At 49.6% G+C, this 18,846-nt stretch carries 13 protein-coding genes and 1 other RNA gene; 4 read left to right on the forward strand and 10 right to left on the reverse strand.

Translation table 11 applies throughout. The features are described from left to right. Nucleotides 1–164: 164 nt before the first annotated feature. The 9 genes from ACY0JR_RS15090 to rnpB form a co-directional block, all read right to left on the reverse strand. A complete protein-coding gene (locus ACY0JR_RS15090) occupies nt 165–1,052 on the reverse strand; it encodes a phytanoyl-CoA dioxygenase family protein (RefSeq protein WP_462634948.1) in 888 nt (295 codons plus the stop codon). A 262-nt stretch (nt 1,053–1,314) separates the two neighbouring features. Beyond that, nucleotides 1,315–2,982 (reverse strand): family 16 glycosylhydrolase, encoded by a 1,668-nt coding sequence (locus ACY0JR_RS15095; protein ID WP_462634949.1) that lies wholly within the window; start codon nt 2,980–2,982, stop codon nt 1,315–1,317. A 634-nt stretch (nt 2,983–3,616) separates the two neighbouring features. After that, nucleotides 3,617–4,720 carry a chorismate mutase gene (locus tag ACY0JR_RS15100; protein ID WP_462634950.1) on the reverse strand — a complete coding sequence of 368 codons (1,104 nt, stop codon included), beginning with the start codon at nt 4,718–4,720 and terminating at the stop codon, nt 3,617–3,619. Next, nucleotides 4,717–5,910: a pyridoxal phosphate-dependent aminotransferase gene (locus tag ACY0JR_RS15105; RefSeq protein ID WP_462634951.1), complete on the reverse strand. Its 1,194-nt coding sequence runs from the start codon at nt 5,908–5,910 to the stop codon at nt 4,717–4,719. The genes ACY0JR_RS15100 and ACY0JR_RS15105 overlap by 4 nt, the downstream gene beginning before the upstream one ends. Continuing rightward, nucleotides 5,907–6,800, reverse strand: a complete 894-nt coding sequence (locus tag ACY0JR_RS15110) for a prephenate dehydratase (RefSeq protein ID WP_462634952.1) — start codon at nt 6,798–6,800, stop codon at nt 5,907–5,909. The genes ACY0JR_RS15105 and ACY0JR_RS15110 overlap by 4 nt, the downstream gene beginning before the upstream one ends. 860 nt (nt 6,801–7,660) lie before the next feature. Then, nucleotides 7,661–8,296 (reverse strand): START domain-containing protein, encoded by a 636-nt coding sequence (locus ACY0JR_RS15115; RefSeq protein WP_462634953.1) that lies wholly within the window; start codon nt 8,294–8,296, stop codon nt 7,661–7,663. A gap of 103 nt (nt 8,297–8,399) precedes the next feature. After that, nucleotides 8,400–9,044 (reverse strand): carbonic anhydrase family protein, encoded by a 645-nt coding sequence (locus ACY0JR_RS15120; RefSeq protein ID WP_462634991.1) that lies wholly within the window; start codon nt 9,042–9,044, stop codon nt 8,400–8,402. Continuing rightward, the gene (locus ACY0JR_RS15125; protein ID WP_462634954.1) at nt 9,041–9,934 is read right to left on the reverse strand and encodes a bestrophin family protein; all 894 of its coding nucleotides are present in this window, start codon (nt 9,932–9,934) and stop codon (nt 9,041–9,043) included. The genes ACY0JR_RS15120 and ACY0JR_RS15125 overlap by 4 nt, the downstream gene beginning before the upstream one ends. A gap of 186 nt (nt 9,935–10,120) precedes the next feature. Beyond that, an RNA gene (gene rnpB / locus ACY0JR_RS15130) (RNase P RNA component class A) lies at nt 10,121–10,579 on the reverse strand. Between the two features lie 271 nt (nt 10,580–10,850). Between rnpB and ACY0JR_RS15135 the strand changes: the two genes are divergently transcribed. Further along, entirely contained in the window at nt 10,851–12,746 is a 1,896-nt protein-coding gene (locus ACY0JR_RS15135; protein ID WP_462634955.1) for a pyruvate kinase, read from the forward strand. Nucleotides 12,747–13,242: 496 nt separating this feature from the next. On the opposite strand, the gene ACY0JR_RS15140 is transcribed toward ACY0JR_RS15135, so the two are convergent. Then, a complete protein-coding gene (locus ACY0JR_RS15140) occupies nt 13,243–14,202 on the reverse strand; it encodes a Smr/MutS family protein (RefSeq protein WP_462634956.1) in 960 nt (319 codons plus the stop codon). Nucleotides 14,203–14,417: 215 nt separating this feature from the next. Here ACY0JR_RS15140 and ACY0JR_RS15145 point away from each other — a divergent pair, with 215 nt between their 5' ends. The 3 genes from ACY0JR_RS15145 to ACY0JR_RS15155 all read left to right on the forward strand — a co-directional run bounded on the left by ACY0JR_RS15145 (nt 14,418) and on the right by ACY0JR_RS15155 (nt 18,752). After that, nucleotides 14,418–15,071: an acetoacetate decarboxylase family protein gene (locus ACY0JR_RS15145; RefSeq protein ID WP_462634957.1), complete on the forward strand. Its 654-nt coding sequence runs from the start codon at nt 14,418–14,420 to the stop codon at nt 15,069–15,071. A 299-nt stretch (nt 15,072–15,370) separates the two neighbouring features. Continuing rightward, on the forward strand, nt 15,371–16,858 hold the full coding sequence (locus ACY0JR_RS15150; protein ID WP_462634958.1) for a PhoX family protein: 1,488 nt from the start codon (nt 15,371–15,373) through the stop codon (nt 16,856–16,858). Nucleotides 16,859–17,102: 244 nt separating this feature from the next. Then, nucleotides 17,103–18,752 carry a cytochrome-c peroxidase gene (locus ACY0JR_RS15155; RefSeq protein WP_462634959.1) on the forward strand — a complete coding sequence of 550 codons (1,650 nt, stop codon included), beginning with the start codon at nt 17,103–17,105 and terminating at the stop codon, nt 18,750–18,752. Nucleotides 18,753–18,846: the final 94 nt, after the last annotated feature.

An 18,846-nucleotide genomic window follows, 5' to 3' on the forward strand; every position in this document is an offset into this window, starting at 1 on the left:
ACTTGGTTGAGGAAGCAACAATCGCCTACATGATAGAAGTATGGAGGTGTTCAAAGACAAGGTGTGCCCACAAGCGGAGACTGACTGTACTACTCTTAAGAAAAAAAGCTATTGCCCTTCAGTAGAAAGACAATAGCTTCATAAAGGAATTCTCTGAGGTTGCTCTAAGCTTCTCCCATCATGAGTCCTTCAATGGTATGGGCTTGCACAATAGGTTCCAAGGTGTCTACCAGACGAAAGGTTAAGTGCTGGCGGACGTTTTCGGGGAGTTTTTCATAAAAGGCACGGGAAACCTGCAAGTCATGGCGCTCCGCATTGATACCACCCGGAGCATCCACGCCTAATACCAAGGCCGGACGAGATTTATCTGACTGGTTGGCGGTTCCCCGGTGAATGGTTAAAGCTGATCGGGCGGAAATATCGCCCATCTGGGGCATTTTACGCTGCGCCCTTTGCTCATAGCGCGAGTAATATGATTTTGGCGGAAACATGCCGTGTTCAAAGTCATTGGGTAAATCCCATTGAGTACCAGGGGCTATCTCAAAAGGGCCCATGTCTTCAAACACGTCTACGGTGGTAAGATTGAAGGCCAGCGAGTTGATGCGTCTGCCTGTGATGGTATCCTCTGGGGCCGGAAAGTCGCGGTGCCAGGGTTGGTTTACGGCTCCGGGGCCAGGAACATCAAAGCCAATTTCTACAATCTTATATTCTGGCCCTAAAACGGCTTCACACACGGTAGTTACCCAAGGGTGCGTCACCAGGTCTATAAAGCCGCTTATATTTTCGGGGTGAATTTCTACATAATGCCTTTTGGGCCCTCGGCCTACGGCACCGCCGGGTCTTTGCAGGGCATCTTCGTATAGGGCCAGGACTTCCTGGTGCAACTGCTGCACCCATTCCCGGCTGAAAGCGCCTTTGTGTCCAATAATCCCTTCGCCGTAAATGCCGCCCATAATTTGGGCAATGTCAAAGGCGGGCGCAGAATTCACATTCACCTGTTCCTGCAAGGTGGCTGTGGTTTGTTGTTGCTGATCATTCCAACTGTTTTCCATATCTCCCTCGGCTTAAATCCTTAAACTGGTTAACGTTACATGAGCTTTTTAAAACGAGGGGGTATTTGTTTTGTTTGGGAAATAAGGCCTAAAAGTGGAGGTACGGTAAAGGAGATAGACCACTTCAAAGTAGTGAAAAAGGTCTGAGTATGAAAGGGAGAAGTTTCATGATTTTGACGTGCTTTATGGATAACAAGCCGAAAAGGGCTTAAAAAAAGAAAGCTCCCAAAGGGAGCCTCCTTTTTACCTAATCCTATTTATTTTATTTTTTGATAAAGCGTTTGAAAGTGGTTTTGTCGTTCTGTTGCAATATAAGCGTATAGAGACCCGCCGGTAAGCCATGAACATTTACTTTGTTTCCTTTCACTTTAGTGGTTAGCATTTGACGCCCCGCCATGTTCATAATGGTAACGGCACTGCCGTCTAAGCTTTTTTGGGAGGAAAAATAAATCTCACCAGAGGTTGGGTTAGGGTAGAGGCTTACAGTCACTTTCAGTTCAGCATCTTCATTCACGCCAAGAGGCGTAGGGGCGTAATAGATGTTATCAAAGAATAACTCGGCCCCAGCAGGTGGAGTTGTCACCGAAGCGACCATGAAGGACTGGTTCACGTTGTTGAGGTTGAAGCCAGTGGTAGCCATGAACCGGGAGAAAGGAATGGTTACCTGATGCCAGTTCCCGTCCCTGACTAAGCCAAACTGATCTCCCGTATCGGTTATGTTTACCCAACTTTCTACGTCTCCGCTTTTAATTCCAACTTTAAAAGTACCGGTAGCGGTGGTTTTCATTTGGAATCTAAGTGAACCATTGGCAGCGTACGCCGATAGATTCTTTGGTGCATTCGCAATCCCGAATCCATACCAACCTTTGCTTCCGGTTTCCTTCACGGCTATTACCTGGGTTCCTTCAAAAGGGGCAGGAGCAGGGCTTGTGATCGCCGAAAGGGTTCCTTCCCACAGGTACAAATTGGCATCGCCTTCAAAGCTGAGTTTGTTTGAAGTAGGGGTAGTTTCGGTGTAAATGCCATAGTTACCGGTTGCACTAATGGGGCCTGGATCAGTGATGATCTCATCAGTGGCGTTCTGGTAGAGCTTAATGTAGTCTACATACATTTTAGCAGGTAAAGGAGCCGTTATTCCGGTTGGATTATTGATACCGGGGTAATTACCACCCACCGCTAAATTAAGTATTAGGAAATGCGGGTTGTGGAATTCTTCTAAGTCACTGGCTGCCGCACCCGCTGAATTGAAGGTAAAGAACTCCCGGTCATCTACATAAATCTTGATGGATTGGCTCGTCCACACCATTTTATAGAGGTGGTAATCGTTACTCAGGTCAGCGGCATGGTCAAAATGGGTCCCATAATCTGCGGTATTGTTGTTATGCTCCCAATGCACGGCTGCCCCAACGCGTCTGTTGGTCAGTCCAGCCTGTATTGCCTCACGTATGCCCATCTCCAGGATGTCTATTTCTCCGTTGGCCGGCCAAGCGCCACCTACTGCACCCAAGGTCCAGAGGGCGGGCCACAAACCATTCCGGAGATCTGGTACTTTGATTCTGGCTTCAATGGTGCCGTACTTGAATTGCAGTTTTCCTTCGGTTTTAAGGCGGGCAGAAGTAAATTGACGGGTCTGGAAGGCTTCTCTTCTGGCTTCAATCACTAGGTTGCCGTCTTCAATGCGGACATTTTCAGGTCTGTCTGTGTAATACTGTAGTTCAGCGTTGCCCCACCCGCAGATGCCTTTGTTGCAGCCATCACCAACTTCAAATGTCCAGTTATTCTGGTTAATTGCAGTACCGTTAAAGTTCTCTTCCCAGACCAAGGTCTGTGCCTGTGCCAGAGTAACTAAGAGAAGAAGCAATCCCAGCAGGCTCAATCCTTTTTTGAAGGTTTTACTCCTGGTTGGGTGAATGGAGTAGCTTTTTTTCATGTAGCTTATCTTTAAGTTTGATGAGGGAAATAAGTTTGTCTGAGTCTTACCTTTTCAGTACGAAAGTTAGTTATATCTGTACATGGACGGTTTCTACATGTTACTTCATCACTACATCAAGGTAAAAGAAAGCACTACATCATTATTACATCTGGGCAGACTTTGTCAAGTAGATAGACTTTGCGTATCCAGAAGTTTCAACCTATATAAGTTGTTTTAGCAATTTTACTTCAAAAGGGAAGCTGCCGGGTGAGTTCCAGCCAGACTTACAAAAGGGAGGAAGGAATACGGATAGAGTAATACTAATTTACCCCGGAAAGTCTTTTCGCTGTTGTGGTGTTATTACCAACAACTTCTAATCAGCTCGGTTTGATGGGAGTTTTGGGAAGATAGCCGATAAAGGATCATTGGTGATAATACCAACAATGGCACTGAAAAATTTATGCCCCACGACAGCCTACTATTCTCAACAATTTAAAAAAGGCTCTTTAGGGTGATCTGATATAAGTAACCAGAATTGCCGCAGCAGGTTCGTCCTGAAATTGTGCCTAAAACAGAAAGCCCCAGCTATAGGTAGCTGGGGCTTTCTGTTTTAGGCACAATTTCAAAAAAACGGCCTGTATTCTGGTTTGTGTTATACGCCTACTTTGGTGGGTTCGGCGGCCGCCTGCACGTGCAGGGAATGCTGGTGAATTTCCTGGAAAATTGCTTTGACAAATACTTCTTCCAAACCTTCGCGGGCAGCGGCTTTCAGTCTGTTTTCCATCACTTGCTCCCAACGGCCGGTTTGCAATAGGTTCATCTTGCTTTCTTTCTTCAAGATACCAATCTGTTTGGCTACGGAAGAACGACGGGCCAATACATTGATCAACTCGTTGTCAAGGTAATCGATGAGATTGCGCAGTTCGCTCAATTCTTCTTCGTTTTGGGTTGCAGAAGCAGTTACACGTTCTACTACCAAGGAAGCCAACAGTTGTGATAAACCTTCTGGAGTGACTTGCTGGGCGGCATCACTCAAGGCGACGTCTGGGTTGCAGTGGGTTTCAATCATGAGGCCATCTACCTGCAGGTTGAGGGCTTCCTGGCTGATTTGCTGAAGCAGAGAGCGTTTTCCGGCAATGTGGCTGGGGTCACAGATCAACGGAATCTCGGGCAACAATTTCTTGAACTCGTAGGCCATGTTCCATTTGGGGTGATTGCGGTACGGACGGCTATCAAAGGCCGAGAACCCGCGGTGAATGGCCGCTAGATCAGTAATACCGGCTCGGTTCAGGCGCTCTAACGCTCCTAACCAAAGTTGCAGGTCAGGGTTTACGGGGTTCTTTACCAAAACCGGCACATCCACACCTTCTAAGGCATCGGCGATTTCCTGTACCGAGAACGGGTTCACGGTGGTACGGGCACCTACCCAGAGGATGTCTACCCCTTGTTTGAGGGCATCGTTTACGTGTTCGGCCGTGGCCACTTCACAGGCAGTGAGCAGGCCGGTTTCTTCCTTCACAGTCTTCAGCCACTTTAAGCCCACTTTGCCAATTCCCTCAAAGGCACCGGGACGGGTACGTGGTTTCCAGATACCAGCCCGGAAGATGGTGACTTCCGGCACGGCCTGTAAACCGCGGGCCGTGGCCAGCATTTGTTCTTCGCTTTCGGCGCTGCACGGGCCGGCAATGATTAAGGGTTGTCCGTCTGCGCGTTTGAAAACAGTTTTGGGAGACAGGTCTAAATGCTTCGTACTCATAAGGAAAGTTCGGTTTTGGCCGAGGTTAAATGTTTTGTTATTCTGTTAGTGGCTTCTTCAATCTTGGTTTGGGGGAGACAGAGGGAGATTCTAAGATAACGCTCGCCCTGCGTCCCGAAAATTTTTCCCGGGGTCAGAAAGACCCCGGCTTCGTATAATATCTCGTCTAGATAAGCTTCTACATCGGTTACCTGGTTCGGGACCCGGGCCCAGACAAACATTCCTACCGCATTTTTTTGGTAAGAACAACCCAGAAGCTCCAACAGTTCATACACTTTCTGACGCCGTTGGGCATAGACTTCGTTCCGAGCTTCGTGCCAGGCGTCTGGGTTAGACAAGGCCTGAATGGCCGCGTGCTGCACCGGTAGATACATGCCAGAATCCAGGTTGCTCTTCACGCGCAGCACACACTGGAGGTAATCTTGCCGGCCCAATATCATGCCCACCCGCCAGCCCGCCATGTTATGTGATTTGCTAAGGGAGTTAAATTCCAGGCAGCACTCTTTCGCTTGCGGCAAGGATAGTAAGCTCAGCGGTTTTTCGTTGGGAAGCACCAGGCTGTACGGATTGTCATTGGCCAGCAGGAATTTATGTTGCAGGGCCAGTTGAACCAGTTGCTGTAGTACTTCGGCCGTCGCTTCGGCGCCGGTGGGCATGTGCGGATAGTTTACCCACATCAGTTTCACGTTACCGGCTTGTAGCAAATGGCCTAGTTCCTGAAAATCTGGCAGCCAGTTGTTTTCCTCTTTCAAGGTATAGAAAACCGGTTCAGCGCCTACCAGTTTCGCAGCGGCGGCATACGCCGGATAGCCTGGGTTTGGTACCAATACTTTGTCGCCGGGGTTCAGGAACGCCATGGACACGTGGAAGATACCTTCCTTGGAGCCCATGAGCGGCAACACTTCCTGTTCTGGGTTCAGTTCTACCGCATAGGTACGTTGGTACCAATCTGCAATGGCCTGCCGAAGCGGGGCAATGGAATTGTACGGTTGATAGCCGTGTACCCCAGGCTTTCTGCTGGTGCTCACTAAGGCTTCAATGGTTTCTTCAGAAGGAGCCATGTCGGGGTCGCCTATGCCCAGGTTGATGATGTTGCGGCCCTGCGCATTCAAGGCACGTACTTCGGCCAGCTTGCGGGAGAAGTAGTACTCCTGCACGTGCTCTAGTCGTTGGGCGCTGGAGATAATCATACTAACTGCGTTTGAGTGGTAAGCATGGAGGACAGGCAACCGGCTAATCTGTCTTGCGGTAGGGGAGCCACCGCTTTAGGGTACAAGCCCAGCACCGTAAACTTGGGTGCAACTGACGCGAGCGCGGCCAGGGCCTGGGTAATGCATGCGGCTTGTTCGCCTTCCAGTTCCAGTACCCATTGGGCTGGTTGACCGGGGTTTACAGACGGAAGTGGCTGCAGCATGGTCAGTTCCAGCAATTCTTGGTTTAATTTCTCCAGTACGTTTTCCAGCGAGAACTTCACCACCGGGTACGGCAGCAGCAACGTAACTTTATTGGCTGTTTTAGCAGATTTATCTCTGGAAAGCACCACAAAACGGGTGTAGTTTTCCTCGTCATTGGCTACGTTGTCCTGCAACACCTCCAGGCCATACAGTTCAGCGGCTTTGCGGCTGGCAATGGCGGCTACTCCCTTGATTTGGTCTTCTTTCAGGAGGCGGGCCGTGTCTGCGGTGTCAGAAGTTTCTTTGGTTTTAACCTGAGGCTGACTCTCCAGGTAATCGCAGCACTGCAACAGCGCAATGGGGTGGGACCAGATTTCCGTAATGTCCTCCAACCTTTGGCCAGGCAAGGCCATCAAAGTTTGATCCAGCAACAGCCAACGCTCCGCCGTGATAGAAAGCCCGTGCTGGTGTATCATGCCATAGTTAGGCAACAACGGACCCGCTAGGGAGTTTTGCACGGCCATGACCGCATAGTCTACCAGTCCAGATTCCAGCGCTTCGCATAGTTCTGGAAACGACGCACAAGAGAGCGTACTGAGAGTGGACGCCGGGAACAACTCTTTGGCGGCGGTTTCATGGAAGGAGGCCGGACCTCCTTGGATGGCGATTTTTAGGGCTCTGTTCATAACGAAAAAAGCCCCGCTTTTGGCGGGGCTCTGAGGTTTATCTTCTTGTTTCTTAACGCAAAGTCTTACCTGTTGAGCCCCGGCTGAGGTCCAAAAAAGTAAAAACCATAAAAGTAAGAATTGCGCTGCATCATTGTCTTGCTGTATTGATGCTCAAACATACGGGGTGCGGTAGTTACTTCCAAACTTTTTTAGTAAAATATTCTAAAAGTCTCAATAAAACGCTTGTTAGTTTGATGAAAATGAAGTATATGCAAACGGTCGTTTGAAAAAATGGAACTGATTTTGCGTTTTAGTTAATGAATGGAGTTGGTTTTTTGAGGGGGAACAGGTGACACTTACTGTTTTGATGATTAAGTGCATGGGGTTTGCCTGTCGCTGGCGTGGCGGTGGGTTGATGCGGTGCCCTTATGCTGGGTTGTTGCATGGCTGCCCTCCGTGCGCTCACGGCCGCGAGGTCCCGTCTTCCCCTCGCGCACTGCCCTTTCGGCCTGTTATGTCCTTTGCGCTTAGCTGAAGCCTTTCCAGGGCCAAAAGCGAGGCGCGCTCGGGAAAGACTGGAAAGGGGAAAGTTGCAATGCACTTCTGCCCACTAAAGCGGAGATTCCCCCTTTGAAGGGGGCGAAGGGGGATGTTTACACAAGCAGATCACACGCATTCCTTTCTCCTGCAAAGGTGAAAACATGGTTCAAGTCTGTGACTTGGACCTACCATGACCGGAATTTTGAAACTTCCGTGAGGAGACAGCCTCAAAAGAACGTTCGCTGTTCAGTAATTACGAGCAACCTCTATAGAATTAATAAGCCTTTTTCTGCGGAGGAGTAGGTTGCTACCATCTTCTGCTAAGAACAGAAACAAAACTACTTTACCTGTCCTTTTGCCATTTTGGCTAGGATATCGCGGAGGTTCTGGAAGGTTTTATGGGGGCCTAAGGCTACAGTGGCATTCACGAGCCAAGCGGGTACAGAACCTCCAGGATTTACCGAGAACACATATTCAACTTTGATTTTGTTTCCGGGTAGCTGCATGATGTCCCAAGTGGCCAGGGAAGAGGGGATTCTCACAAAATCTTTCTTGACAGGCAAAAAGCCGGATAAACTTTTTACTTCTACCCGGGCCGTGTTGTTTTTGGAAATAGGAGAGAAGGTGGCTTCTACCACCAGGTCGCGGTCGTCTAAGGGCCAGGGCATGTCTGCCTCAGTATAGTAGATGAGGGAATTTTCGCTTTTCCGTTTCAGAAGGGCGGTCTTCCGGTTCAGGTATACCCAATCTGAGTGGTGCTCTACATTCTTAAGGAGGTTCACCAGGTTGGCGGTAGTGCCGGGTAACTCGCATACTACTTTAATCTGCTTCACAGCCGCATTCTCCAGTTGCTTGGTATACACGGCAATGCCGTCCTGGTTTTTCTTCAATTCCCAGGTTGCCTGCGCAAAAGTGGCAGGGCACCAGAGGACTCCAAGTAAAAGAAGGAGCAGTACGATGGAGTAATTCTTCATTCTAGAGAAAGAGAAGCAAATTCCCTGTCCTTGCCTTCCTGTTGGGGTAAGGACAGGGAATTTGCCAGAAAACGTAAGTTGGTGCGAATAAGGTGCTTAAAGCCTATTTTTCGAAAAACGATACTAAACCGGTTTCTACGTCATATACTCCGCCAACCACCTTAATAAGTCCTTGGTTTTCTAACTCAGAGATGATGGGGCTTTCTTTTCTGATTCTTTCCAGCGCCAAATGCACGTTGATCTCGGTGACGTTGCGCACAAAGGCAGTATTTTTGCCGGTTCTATCAGTAGTGGTGCTTGTCTCATGGTCAATGGCCGGTTTTATCTTGTGCAGTAACCCTGTGAGGTACCCAAGTTCAACGTGGTCGCAGGCGCCCGTGATGGCTCCGCATTTGGTGTGCCCCAGTACCAGAATAATTTTGGTTCCTACCACCTTGGTACCAAATTCCATGCTGCCCAAAATATCTTCGTTCAGGATGTTCCCGGCAATTCTAATGCTGAAAATATCGCCCAGACCTTGGTCAAAAATCAACTCCGCTGAGGTTCTGGAGTCCATGCAACTCAGAATAGTGGCGAAGGGAAACTGACCTTCCTTGGTTTCATTGACCTGCTGCAGCAGATTACGATTCGATTTTAAGTTATTGATGAACCGGGCATTTCCATCTTTAAGTAATTGGAAGGCTTGGTCGGGCGTTAGTTGGCTTTGTGTTTCTCTGGATTGAGTGTACATAAACGGGAAAGATGTTATAAAAGATAGAAGCCCTGCGGCGCCAAAGGCTGCGGAACTTCTTTTTCGTTGAGTAACTGCTTTATGTTGATTTCAATGTTCCGGGCAATAGCGGTGACAGAGGTATCGCTGGGTCGATTTCGGAACGGGTCTTGCAAATGGAAGGCAGTTTTTTCCAGTAGAAAGAACACCGAAGAAATAATAACCAGTAACGGAAGCTCAAAGATAAGGGCAATTTCCCGTAAGGAAATGGAAAGCGTGATTACAAACAGGTAAATGGAAAAATGCAGGAACAACCGGTAGGTGATGGGAAATACCGTGCCGTTGATTCGTTCGGCCTTGCCCATGGAATCTACCAGCCGCACCAGGGTAGCGTCTAGTTGCACATGTTTAAAGGTATCCAGTTCCTCCCGTTGATACAGATTTTTAAGATCCAGGGCATTTAATTGAATGAGTCCCAATGGTTTGTTTGTGTGCGAAGTCAAGTGCTGGAGCTCATGTGCGGGCACAAAGGCCTCTAAACCCTCCAGAGGGTTCAAGCCGCGCAGAGACTGTCCCAGAGAATAACACCAGGCCATCTGCCGATAAGCCAGGGTTTTAATCATGGGGTGGGTATTGTCTCTAAGAAAGGATTGCAACTGAAGCACAAAGCTGCGCGAGTCGTTCACAATGGCACCCCATACCTTGCGGGCTTCCCACCAGCGGTCATAGGCCTGGCTCATCTTAAAAGAAAGCAACACAGAAATGGCCGTTCCCAGAAAACCCGGAATGGTGCCCGGCATCTCTGGTATATAGTTCCGGTAAATAGCAGAGATATAATGAACCACCACCCCAATTACAACTAAGATAACCAGATCTTTTTTGATCTTATTAAAGATGTAGGATAATGGAATTCTAGTGTTTAACAGCATAAACAGCAGGTACGTTGAAAGAATACTTCCGTGCCGCGCCAGTTTTTCAGTAAAGAAAATAAGACAGCCAGCAGCAGGACGTTTCTGAATACAAGGGTTTATACGGAAAGATTTGCCCGGGTTTGTACTTCAGGGGTAACAAAACCCAAGTTTTGGACGAAGTGAAGGCAGAGAAGGGAAAATAAAAAAATCGGCAAGCCTGTAAGCCGGGTTTTGTCCTCTGCCCGGGGGCAGATGGCTTATCATTTATCTAGGCCCGTCCTCACGGAGGGGCTCCATCAACCTACCCGCTGACATCGGACGAGCAGTCCTTAGCCTTGCCCTAGGACAAGGCGCTGTCAGCCTATTTGGTCTTTCAACTCCTGAGGTTTACCCAGCCGGACTAGTCGCCTAGCCGCTGGTGCGCTCTTACCGCACCTTTTCACCCTTACCCATTGTAGTTATCAGTTACTAGTTGTTGGTCATCAGAAAAACTGACAACTAAAAACGAATGACTAACAACTACATACGGGCGGTACTTTTCTGTGGCACTGGCTGTCACCTGGCCGTCGCCCGCCAGGTGCCTTCCCGTTAGGAAGCAGGATGCTCTGCGTTGCCCGGACTTTCCTCTCCGCCCGAAGGCGCAGCGATAAGCCGGCTTGCCGATTTTTGACAAAGGTACAGCTTTCTAGCTGGAAATGGACTATAAAGGCACCCTGCGTTTAAAGCCGCTTTCCTGAAAACAAGTGGTAAACAGGTTGGCCAAGTTTAGGTTGCTGCTTACAGCCCGGGGCGGGAGACACAGGCACATCTGGTTTTACCAAAATCAGCTTAGCAGAAGAAGAGGAAAGATGGGCTGTGAAGGCCTGCAAAACGTATGTAGAAGCAGCAGAGGCCATGAACAAGTTGCTTTATTGGGCCATACGAAGACAACGTTATGAAACAAGAATCCTTACAGCCCGCAAAAACAGCAGGTGAATTCAGCTCCACGCATTACCCGGACCAAACCAAACTGACCAAGCTCATTCACCAGATAGAGGCGTTGATGCAAGAGGCTACTGCGCTGGAGAAAAACTATGAGGCGCCGCTCCAACAGGTGCATCCCGCTTTTCTGGAAAGTAGCAAGAACCTACTGCATTACCTGGCCCTCCGGAAACATGACCACCGCGAACTGCAGCGGGCATTGGCGGAACTGGGCCTTTCTTCCTTGGGCCGCGCCGAAAGTAACGTGATGGCCAACCTCACCGCCGTAAAAAATCAATTGTCTTTACTGCTGGCCTATTCCAGTCAAGCAACTCCCCAGGTGCTTCCTTTTTTGCCGGCCCTTACTGGCCTTAAACCCAACATTACCGCCTTACTGGGAGAACCGTCGCCCAACCGGGAGGGCCGCATTATGGTTACGTTTTCGGCTGATATGGCCGATGACTATGAAATGGTGCGGGACCTCATCAAAGCCGGTATGAACTGCGCCCGCCTGAACTGTGCCCATGATGATAAAACAGTATGGGAAAAAATGGTTCGGCAGATCAGAAAAGCCGAAAAAGAGCTGGGGCGCAGGTGCATCATTCTTTTTGATCTGATGGGCCCCAAACTCCGCACCGGTTCCATTCAGCCCGGGCCTCAGGTAGTAGCCATTCACCCTAAAATTGATGAACTAGGTGAAATACTGGCACCGGCCAAAGTGTGGCTGGCCCCGCCAGAAGTTCCCGCCCCAGAACGGGTAGACCTGACGTTGCGCGTCTCGGCGGAATGGGTAAAACACGCCAGAAAAGGCGATGAGATAACCTTTAAAGACACCCGCCACCGGAAAAGGACGTTTACCGTGCTCCAGAAAAAAGGCGGCGGCGTTCTGATCCATCTCCTGAAATCGGCGTACCTGAGCACGGGCACGCAACTTACTCTGGTGCACAAATCTGGCGAGACCTTCAAAGAGAAAATAGGCACTTTGCCCGCAATGGTCATTCCGCTGAACCTGAAAGTAGGGCAGGAGCTGTTTCTGCACCGCGAGAGCATTCCCGGTGCGCCCGCCCGTCTGGACAAAGAAGGAAACGAAGTGGAACCAGCGCATATCTCCTGCACCTTGCCTGAGGTTTTCACGCGGGTGAAGAAAGGCGAACCAATCTTATTTGACGACGGCGAGATGGAAGGCGTGATTGAAGAAGTAACCCCCAATTTTCTGCGCATCAAAATTACCGCCGCTGATGAGGCGGGCAGCAAACTTCGGCCCGACAAAGGCATTAACCTGCCCGAAAGCGACCTGCAACTGCACCGTTTAACCGAGAAAGACCGCGAAGACCTGGCTTTTGTAGTAAAACACGCCGATGTAGTGAACCTGTCTTTCGTGAGCCACCCCGAGATGGTGGAGGAACTGCAGCAGGCCCTGCAAGAACACCAGGCCACGCACGTGGGCATCATGCTCAAGATTGAAACCAAAGCCGCTTTCAGCAATCTGCCCCATTTACTGCTCACCCTCATGCGGCAACACCCCGCCGGAATCATGATAGCGCGCGGAGACCTGGCCGTGGAATTAGGCTGGCAGCGCTTGGCCGAAGTGCAGGAAGAAATCCTCTGGATTACGGAAGCGGCGCATTTGCCGGTGGTCTGGGCCACCCAGGTACTGGAGAAACTCACCAAAAAAGGCCGCCCCTCCCGCGCCGAAATCACCGATGCCGCCATGGCCCAGCGCGCCGACTGTGTCATGCTGAACAAAGGCCCCCACATCCTAAAATCCATTTCCCTGCTAGATGACATCATGAAGCGCATGCAGGAACATCAGTACAAAAAGACCGCCCTGCTGCGTATGCTCCGCGTTTCTGAGATGGGGAGTGAATGATTGAGAGATTGAATGATTGAGAGAATAAGTGAGGGGGAGATTTAAGTAATTGAGAGATTGAATTGAATGATTGAGAGAGGGAATGGATTTATGAATGAAGGTGTGAATTTAAAATGATTGCAAAGGGCTGCTCATTTCTTTCCCACCTATTGTCACTTCTTCCTCACCTATTGTCATCCTGAAAGGACCTTGTGGGTGAACTAGAAAAGCAGTAGTGTTTTGCTCAAAACTCCTTCAAAAAAGGGAAGCGTTTAAGAGCCGTTTCCACCAAAACAGCCCTCAAACGCTTCCCTAATTTCACCCGCTATATTTCGCTTCCGCAGGGTTCCTGAGAAACTTCGTGCCCTTGTTGGTGTTATCACCAACAATCCTTTATCGGCTCAATTCTCAAAAACACCATCAAACTGAACGGATGAGAAGTTGTTGGTGATAACACTAACAACGGCGAACAGCCCCCAAACGCGGCCATTACTGCCTCAGCTTTCAAAGTAGAAGCTTACTTCAAAGAAACCTTTGTAGCACCGTACCCGAATTTCTCTTTGCGGGCATCTTCGTAGAACTTGATGTGCGGGTTACGGCTTAACACTTTCTGGATTTCCTTTTTGAGAACGCCGTTGCCGGTGCCGTGGATGAAGATGATCTCGTGCATGTTCGCGGCGATGGCCCGGTCCAGGTTGTCCTGGAAAACGGTGAGTTGCTGGCGCAGAATCTCAGAATTGCTCATCTTTTTAGGGTCCTCATTAGGCAGCAGTTTCTCAATGTGCAGGTCCACTTCATGGTTAGGAACGGCTACTTTGATGTTTTCGGTTTGCGCCGATGACTCAATCAACTGTTCCTGAATCTGGCCTGGGTTTACCAAAGAAGGCTTGGAATCCAACTGGAAAACGTAGCCTTCTTTCTGCAACACGGGAGCCGTTTTCTTGCTTTTGTAGAAGGAAGAGGCCTTAAACTTGAGCTTTCGGGTTACCGGCTCCAGCAGGGTGTTGGAACCGGTTTTGTGCTGTAAGTACTGCACCACCAGGTCGGGCCACTTCTCAAAATCGTTGAGGTGGAAGTGCGCCACGGGCTTGGTTTTCTTGGGAGTTAGGCGGTCATTGTGCTGGGCGCGGTAGCCTTTCTCGGTTTCCTCGCCGTAGGTGAACAGCAGGTCGAACTCAGAATTATTGACGATGTGCACCGCCAGCAGCTCGGGGGTTTGGTGAACCAGTGCCACGTAAATGCCCGCCACGGCCGTGGAAGGAACCACCGGGGCTTCTTTCTTCTTAACCGGCTCCGGCGCAGGCGCGTTGCGGAACATCTGTTCTTCCTCGGGGGCAATCACCACCACCTCGCGGCGCATGACTGGAATAGTGAAATCATTGTCAATGGCTACTTCTACCAGGTTATTGTCCAGAAAGCGGGTAATCACGCCTTGCTCTCTGCCGTGCATGAGGCGCACGCGGTCTCCTATATTCATATCGGTTTTGGTCTTTTTTTAGAAATGCCGCCCCTAAACGGCGGGCTGCTCCGCAAAGATACGCAAAAGCGGGGGGAGGAGGGCGAAGAGTTCAGGAGGTGCCTATAGTTTAACTTCTATTGATGATAAGTAATACTCCATCAGTAGTGCGTAAGGCCAAGCGGCAACAGTGGAGAAGAGGAATCGTTGAAGGAAGCACACCAAAAACAAACTGCATGCAGCCACCCCCGCTCATAGCTCCCGCACCCTGGCATCTCACCGGCGAAGGCATTGTCTGGCTCTACAGAATTCCAGAAGCCTTCCGTCAGCGCCACGGGTTTTTAGCCTCATTTCAGCAAAACTCCGCTAAAATAGGGATTGGGGCCGTACTGCTCATGAACTACCGTACCTCAGATGTGGGGCCGTATCAAGAACTGCTGTTTATTCCGGCGCTTTTCAAGACGATGGGAAAGCTCACCTTCTCCATCTCCAAAATTTATGTGTCTACCCACGCCAGTGCCTGGAACGGGCGCGAGAACTGGGGCATTCCCAAAGAACTCGCGGATTTCAGCCTACGTTCCTCGCCAGACGTTTCCACCAACGTGCAGGTAAGCCAAAATGGGCAAGCGTTCTTCACGGCGCAGATAAAATCCTGGGGACCTAAATTACCCTTCAGCACCCGGTTTTTCCCTCTAAACCGGATTGTGCAAGCGCATAGGGGGCTGTTACTTTTCACTCAACCGAAAGCCAGTGGCCACGCACAACTGGCTTCCACTAAAAGCATCGGCGCTGATGCCCGGTTTTTCCCGCCAGTGCAGCAGTTAAAGCCATTGGCCACGGTTTCCCTAAACAATTTTAAGATGATATTTCCAGTGGCGGAAGTGTTGTGAGCGATAAAAAGCTTTAAGAATTAAATCAATTGTGCTTAGGATGAATTTTTAAGGGTACTTGATCCAGTATCACTTAATGGGATTATGAAGCTACCGGCCGACTACACCAACTGCCAGTTTGAAGAGGAACTAACTGATTGCGGGCATATAAGTTCGTCCGGGGCAGTTTTAGAAAGGGTAAGCTCACAGTGGTAATCTTTTACAGCAGGGTATTAACATTAATATTGAGTTAACATTGGCCTGATTAAGGGGTAACAAAGGAGGGGTACTTTTGATAAAAATATTATACACCCCTCTATATGAAACCTTTATTCAAAAGACTTCCCCTTGCCATGGGAATGGCTGCCTTCAGTATTTTTGGGGCTTGCAGCGAAGATGACGCAGAAGAATCCACTCCCGGGGCAGAAATCTCAAGCCAGTCTGTCACCCCCTCTCTGGTCAAAATGCTTTCCGGCTTTGAAAGTGTAAAGATCAGTCCGCTTATCAGCAGTGATGATAAACTGGAAGGATCTCCTTCATTCATCTACGGGGCGCAGCCGGATGGATCGGGCATGATGAAAAATCCTGAGGGGGAGGGGTATGTCATGATTACCAATCATGAGATTTTACAGTCTGTTTCTCGCGTGTATTTAGATAAAAACCTAAAACCCTTGAAAGGGGAATACATTGTGGATGGGGCTGGTGGGCGCTGGAGATTGTGTTCTGCTACATTGGCTACTCCGGAAGAACACGGTTTTGGCCCTACTTTCCTTACTGCCGGCGAGAGTGGCATTGAATCCATGATTCATGCCATCAATCCCTTAGGCACTACCTCTGACAAAAGCAACCCGAACCGGGTTCTGCCTGCCTTGGGTAAATGCAGCGCCGAAAACGCGGTACCCCTCCCCAAAAATGCCTATCCTGGTAAGACCGCCATCTTCATTGGGGAAGACGAAAGCAGCGCCGCCAATAGCCTTGGGCAAGTAAACCTGTACCTGTCAAACTCCACCGGCGATTTGCAGGGCGGTAAACTGTACATGTTGCGTCGCACAAACAAGAACCCAGTAGAGACAGACATGGCCGTGAACTCCTCCTATGACGTGGAGTTTGTGGAATACAACAATGTGCTGAGCAGTACCGGTTCTCAGTTGGCAGCCCAAACTGTTGAGCAGGGTGCCCTCCAGTTCGCCCGCGTAGAGGATCTGGATTACGGCAAAGGCAGTGCCGCCGCAAGCAGAACTCTTTACTTTACCTCCACCGGAGTGAGCCAAGGTGACAAAGTAACTCCCGTGGCCGGACTAACCATGTGGGGACGGGTGTACAAACTGGAGATGGATGCCAATAATCCACTTGCCGGCAAACTTACTCCTCTCATTGACGGGGCAGTAGACCCCGGTAACAGTATCGTGAACCCAGATAATATCTGCGTGACCCAGAACTACGTCTACATCCAGGAAGACGGCGACTCTTATTACAAGAACAACAAACATGACGGCCGTATCTGGCAATACAGCATTGCCACCAAACAAATCAAGCCCATGCTGGAGATGGATCATCGCAGAACAGATGCCGCCTTCAACGCCAAATACAACCCAGGCAATGACACACGCCTGAGTTCCTGGGAGTACGGGGCTATGTATGATATCTCTGACCTGGTGGGGGTACCCGGCACATTTGTGGTGAACATCCATCCACACACCTGGACCAGCGACAGCTTCCTGCCCGGCGGGAAAGGCCCCGACGGTAGCGGTGTGGTCAACAACAAGGAGGGTGGGCAGACCGTCATCCTCACGGGAGTAGCTCGTTAATCAATATTTAATATTATATCCAAAATTCAATTACAAAAGCTTGTCTGTCAATGTACAAAAAGCCTTTCCGTAAGGGAGGCTTTTTGCTGTTCCATTCCCTCTGTTCATGATCAGAAAACAAATCCTACAAACGGCTCTGCTGTTCATCTGCTTATTATGCGCTTGCTCCCAGCCAACGCAAAAGCAAGATATTGCAGCTGAAGTAAAGGCGCACTTAGTTTCTCATTTTGATTCTTTGCAGATAGTGGCTGAGAAGGAATTGCTGGTGATGGCAACCCACGGGAAACCCACTGAAGTGAGGGAAGCTTTTCTCCGCTCCCGGAGGGCGTACAAGAAAATAGAATGGTTTACCGAGTACTACGCTCCTACAGCCAGCCGCGAACTGAACGGTCCGCCTCTGCCGGAAATAGAGATAGAGGAAACCCGGGTTTTCCCTCCTTCGGGCCTGCAGGTGATAGAGGAATATGTATATCCAGGCTTGCAGGAGCAAGACCGGCCCGAGTTGATTAGAGAAGTAAAAGCCTTTCTTTCCACGTTCAAGAGAACCCGCCTTATTCTAGACGAAGCCATTTTGACGGAGGGGCATATTCTGGACGCAACCCGTCAGGAAGTATTCAGGACTATGATCTTAGGGATTTCCGGTTTTGACACTCCTTTAGCAAAAACAGGCGTAAAAGAAACCGCTGTAGTGCTGGCATCTTTGCAGGAGGTACTTTCATTTTTCGGGGAGAACCCATCTCTACGTCAGCTTTTAACCCAGGCAATCAACTACACAAAGCAAAGCGATAGTTTTGATTCCTTTGACCGGATGACCTTCCTAAAACAGTACGCCAACCCTATCACCAAAGGCATGGCAGATTGGCAGAAAGAGCTAGGTATTCCACCAGTAGAGGCGGCCTTAGCGCTGAAGCCTTCCGCAGCTACGCTGTTCGACCAGGATGCGCTGAACCCTAATTTCTTTGTGGGTACCCTGGAGGCGAGGTCTACATCCCAGAAAGTAGCCTTAGGAAAAGACCTGTTCTACAATCCCATTCTATCAGCCGGGACTCGTACCTGTGGAAGTTGCCACAAACCGGAACTTGCCTTTACAGACGGCTTGCCCAAAAGCGAGGCCTTGCACCAAGGCAAATTTGTGGGCAGAAATGCGCCTACTCTGCTGTATGCGGGCTTTCAACATGCGCAATTCTATGACATGCGCTCGCCTACGCTGGAGAACCAGGCCATGGATGTGATCGCAAATAAAGATGAAATGCACGCCTCCGTAGAAGAAGCAGCGGTTCGCCTGAATGAAAACCCCACCTATGTCAAGGCTTTTGCCAGCGCTTTCACAACCATGGAGAAGGAGATTAAACCAAGATACGTGATGATGGCCCTGGCTGCCTATGTGAGATCACTGTCTCCCTTCATGTCCAGGTTTGATTTGTACATGCGTGGAGAGGAAGGGCAGCTGACCAAAGAAGAAATAACCGGCTTCAATCTGTTCATGGGCAAAGGGAAGTGCGGAACCTGTCATTTCATGCCCCTGTTCAACGGCACCGCCGGACCTTCTTTTTCTACCACCGAAGGGGAGGTATTGGGTGTATTGCAGTCTCCAAAAAGCAAAAAGCCCGTTATTGATCCAGATGAAGGCAGATACAGCCATAACAAGATCGAAGAACTAAGGTTCGCCTTTAAGACTCCCACTTTGAGGAACATTGCTAGAACTGCTCCCTACATGCATAATGGCGCATACAAGACATTAGAAGAGGTAATGGACTTTTATAATAAGGGCGGAGGGGCAGGTCTAGGGCTGGAACTGGAGCACCAGACGCTTTCCGCTGACCCATTGGAGCTGAGTGCGCAGGAACAGAAAGCCATCATTGCGTTTCTTAATTCCCTATCTGATCCCTTGTAATTGGTCTGAAACAAGTTACAGCACTCATGCCACAAGTTTAGCGGGGCTCAACTTTTGCCAGTTGCAAACTGGCCCTAAAGGGAACCACAAGTTA

It is taken from the genome of Rufibacter sp. JT3400010 (assembly GCF_054956755.1).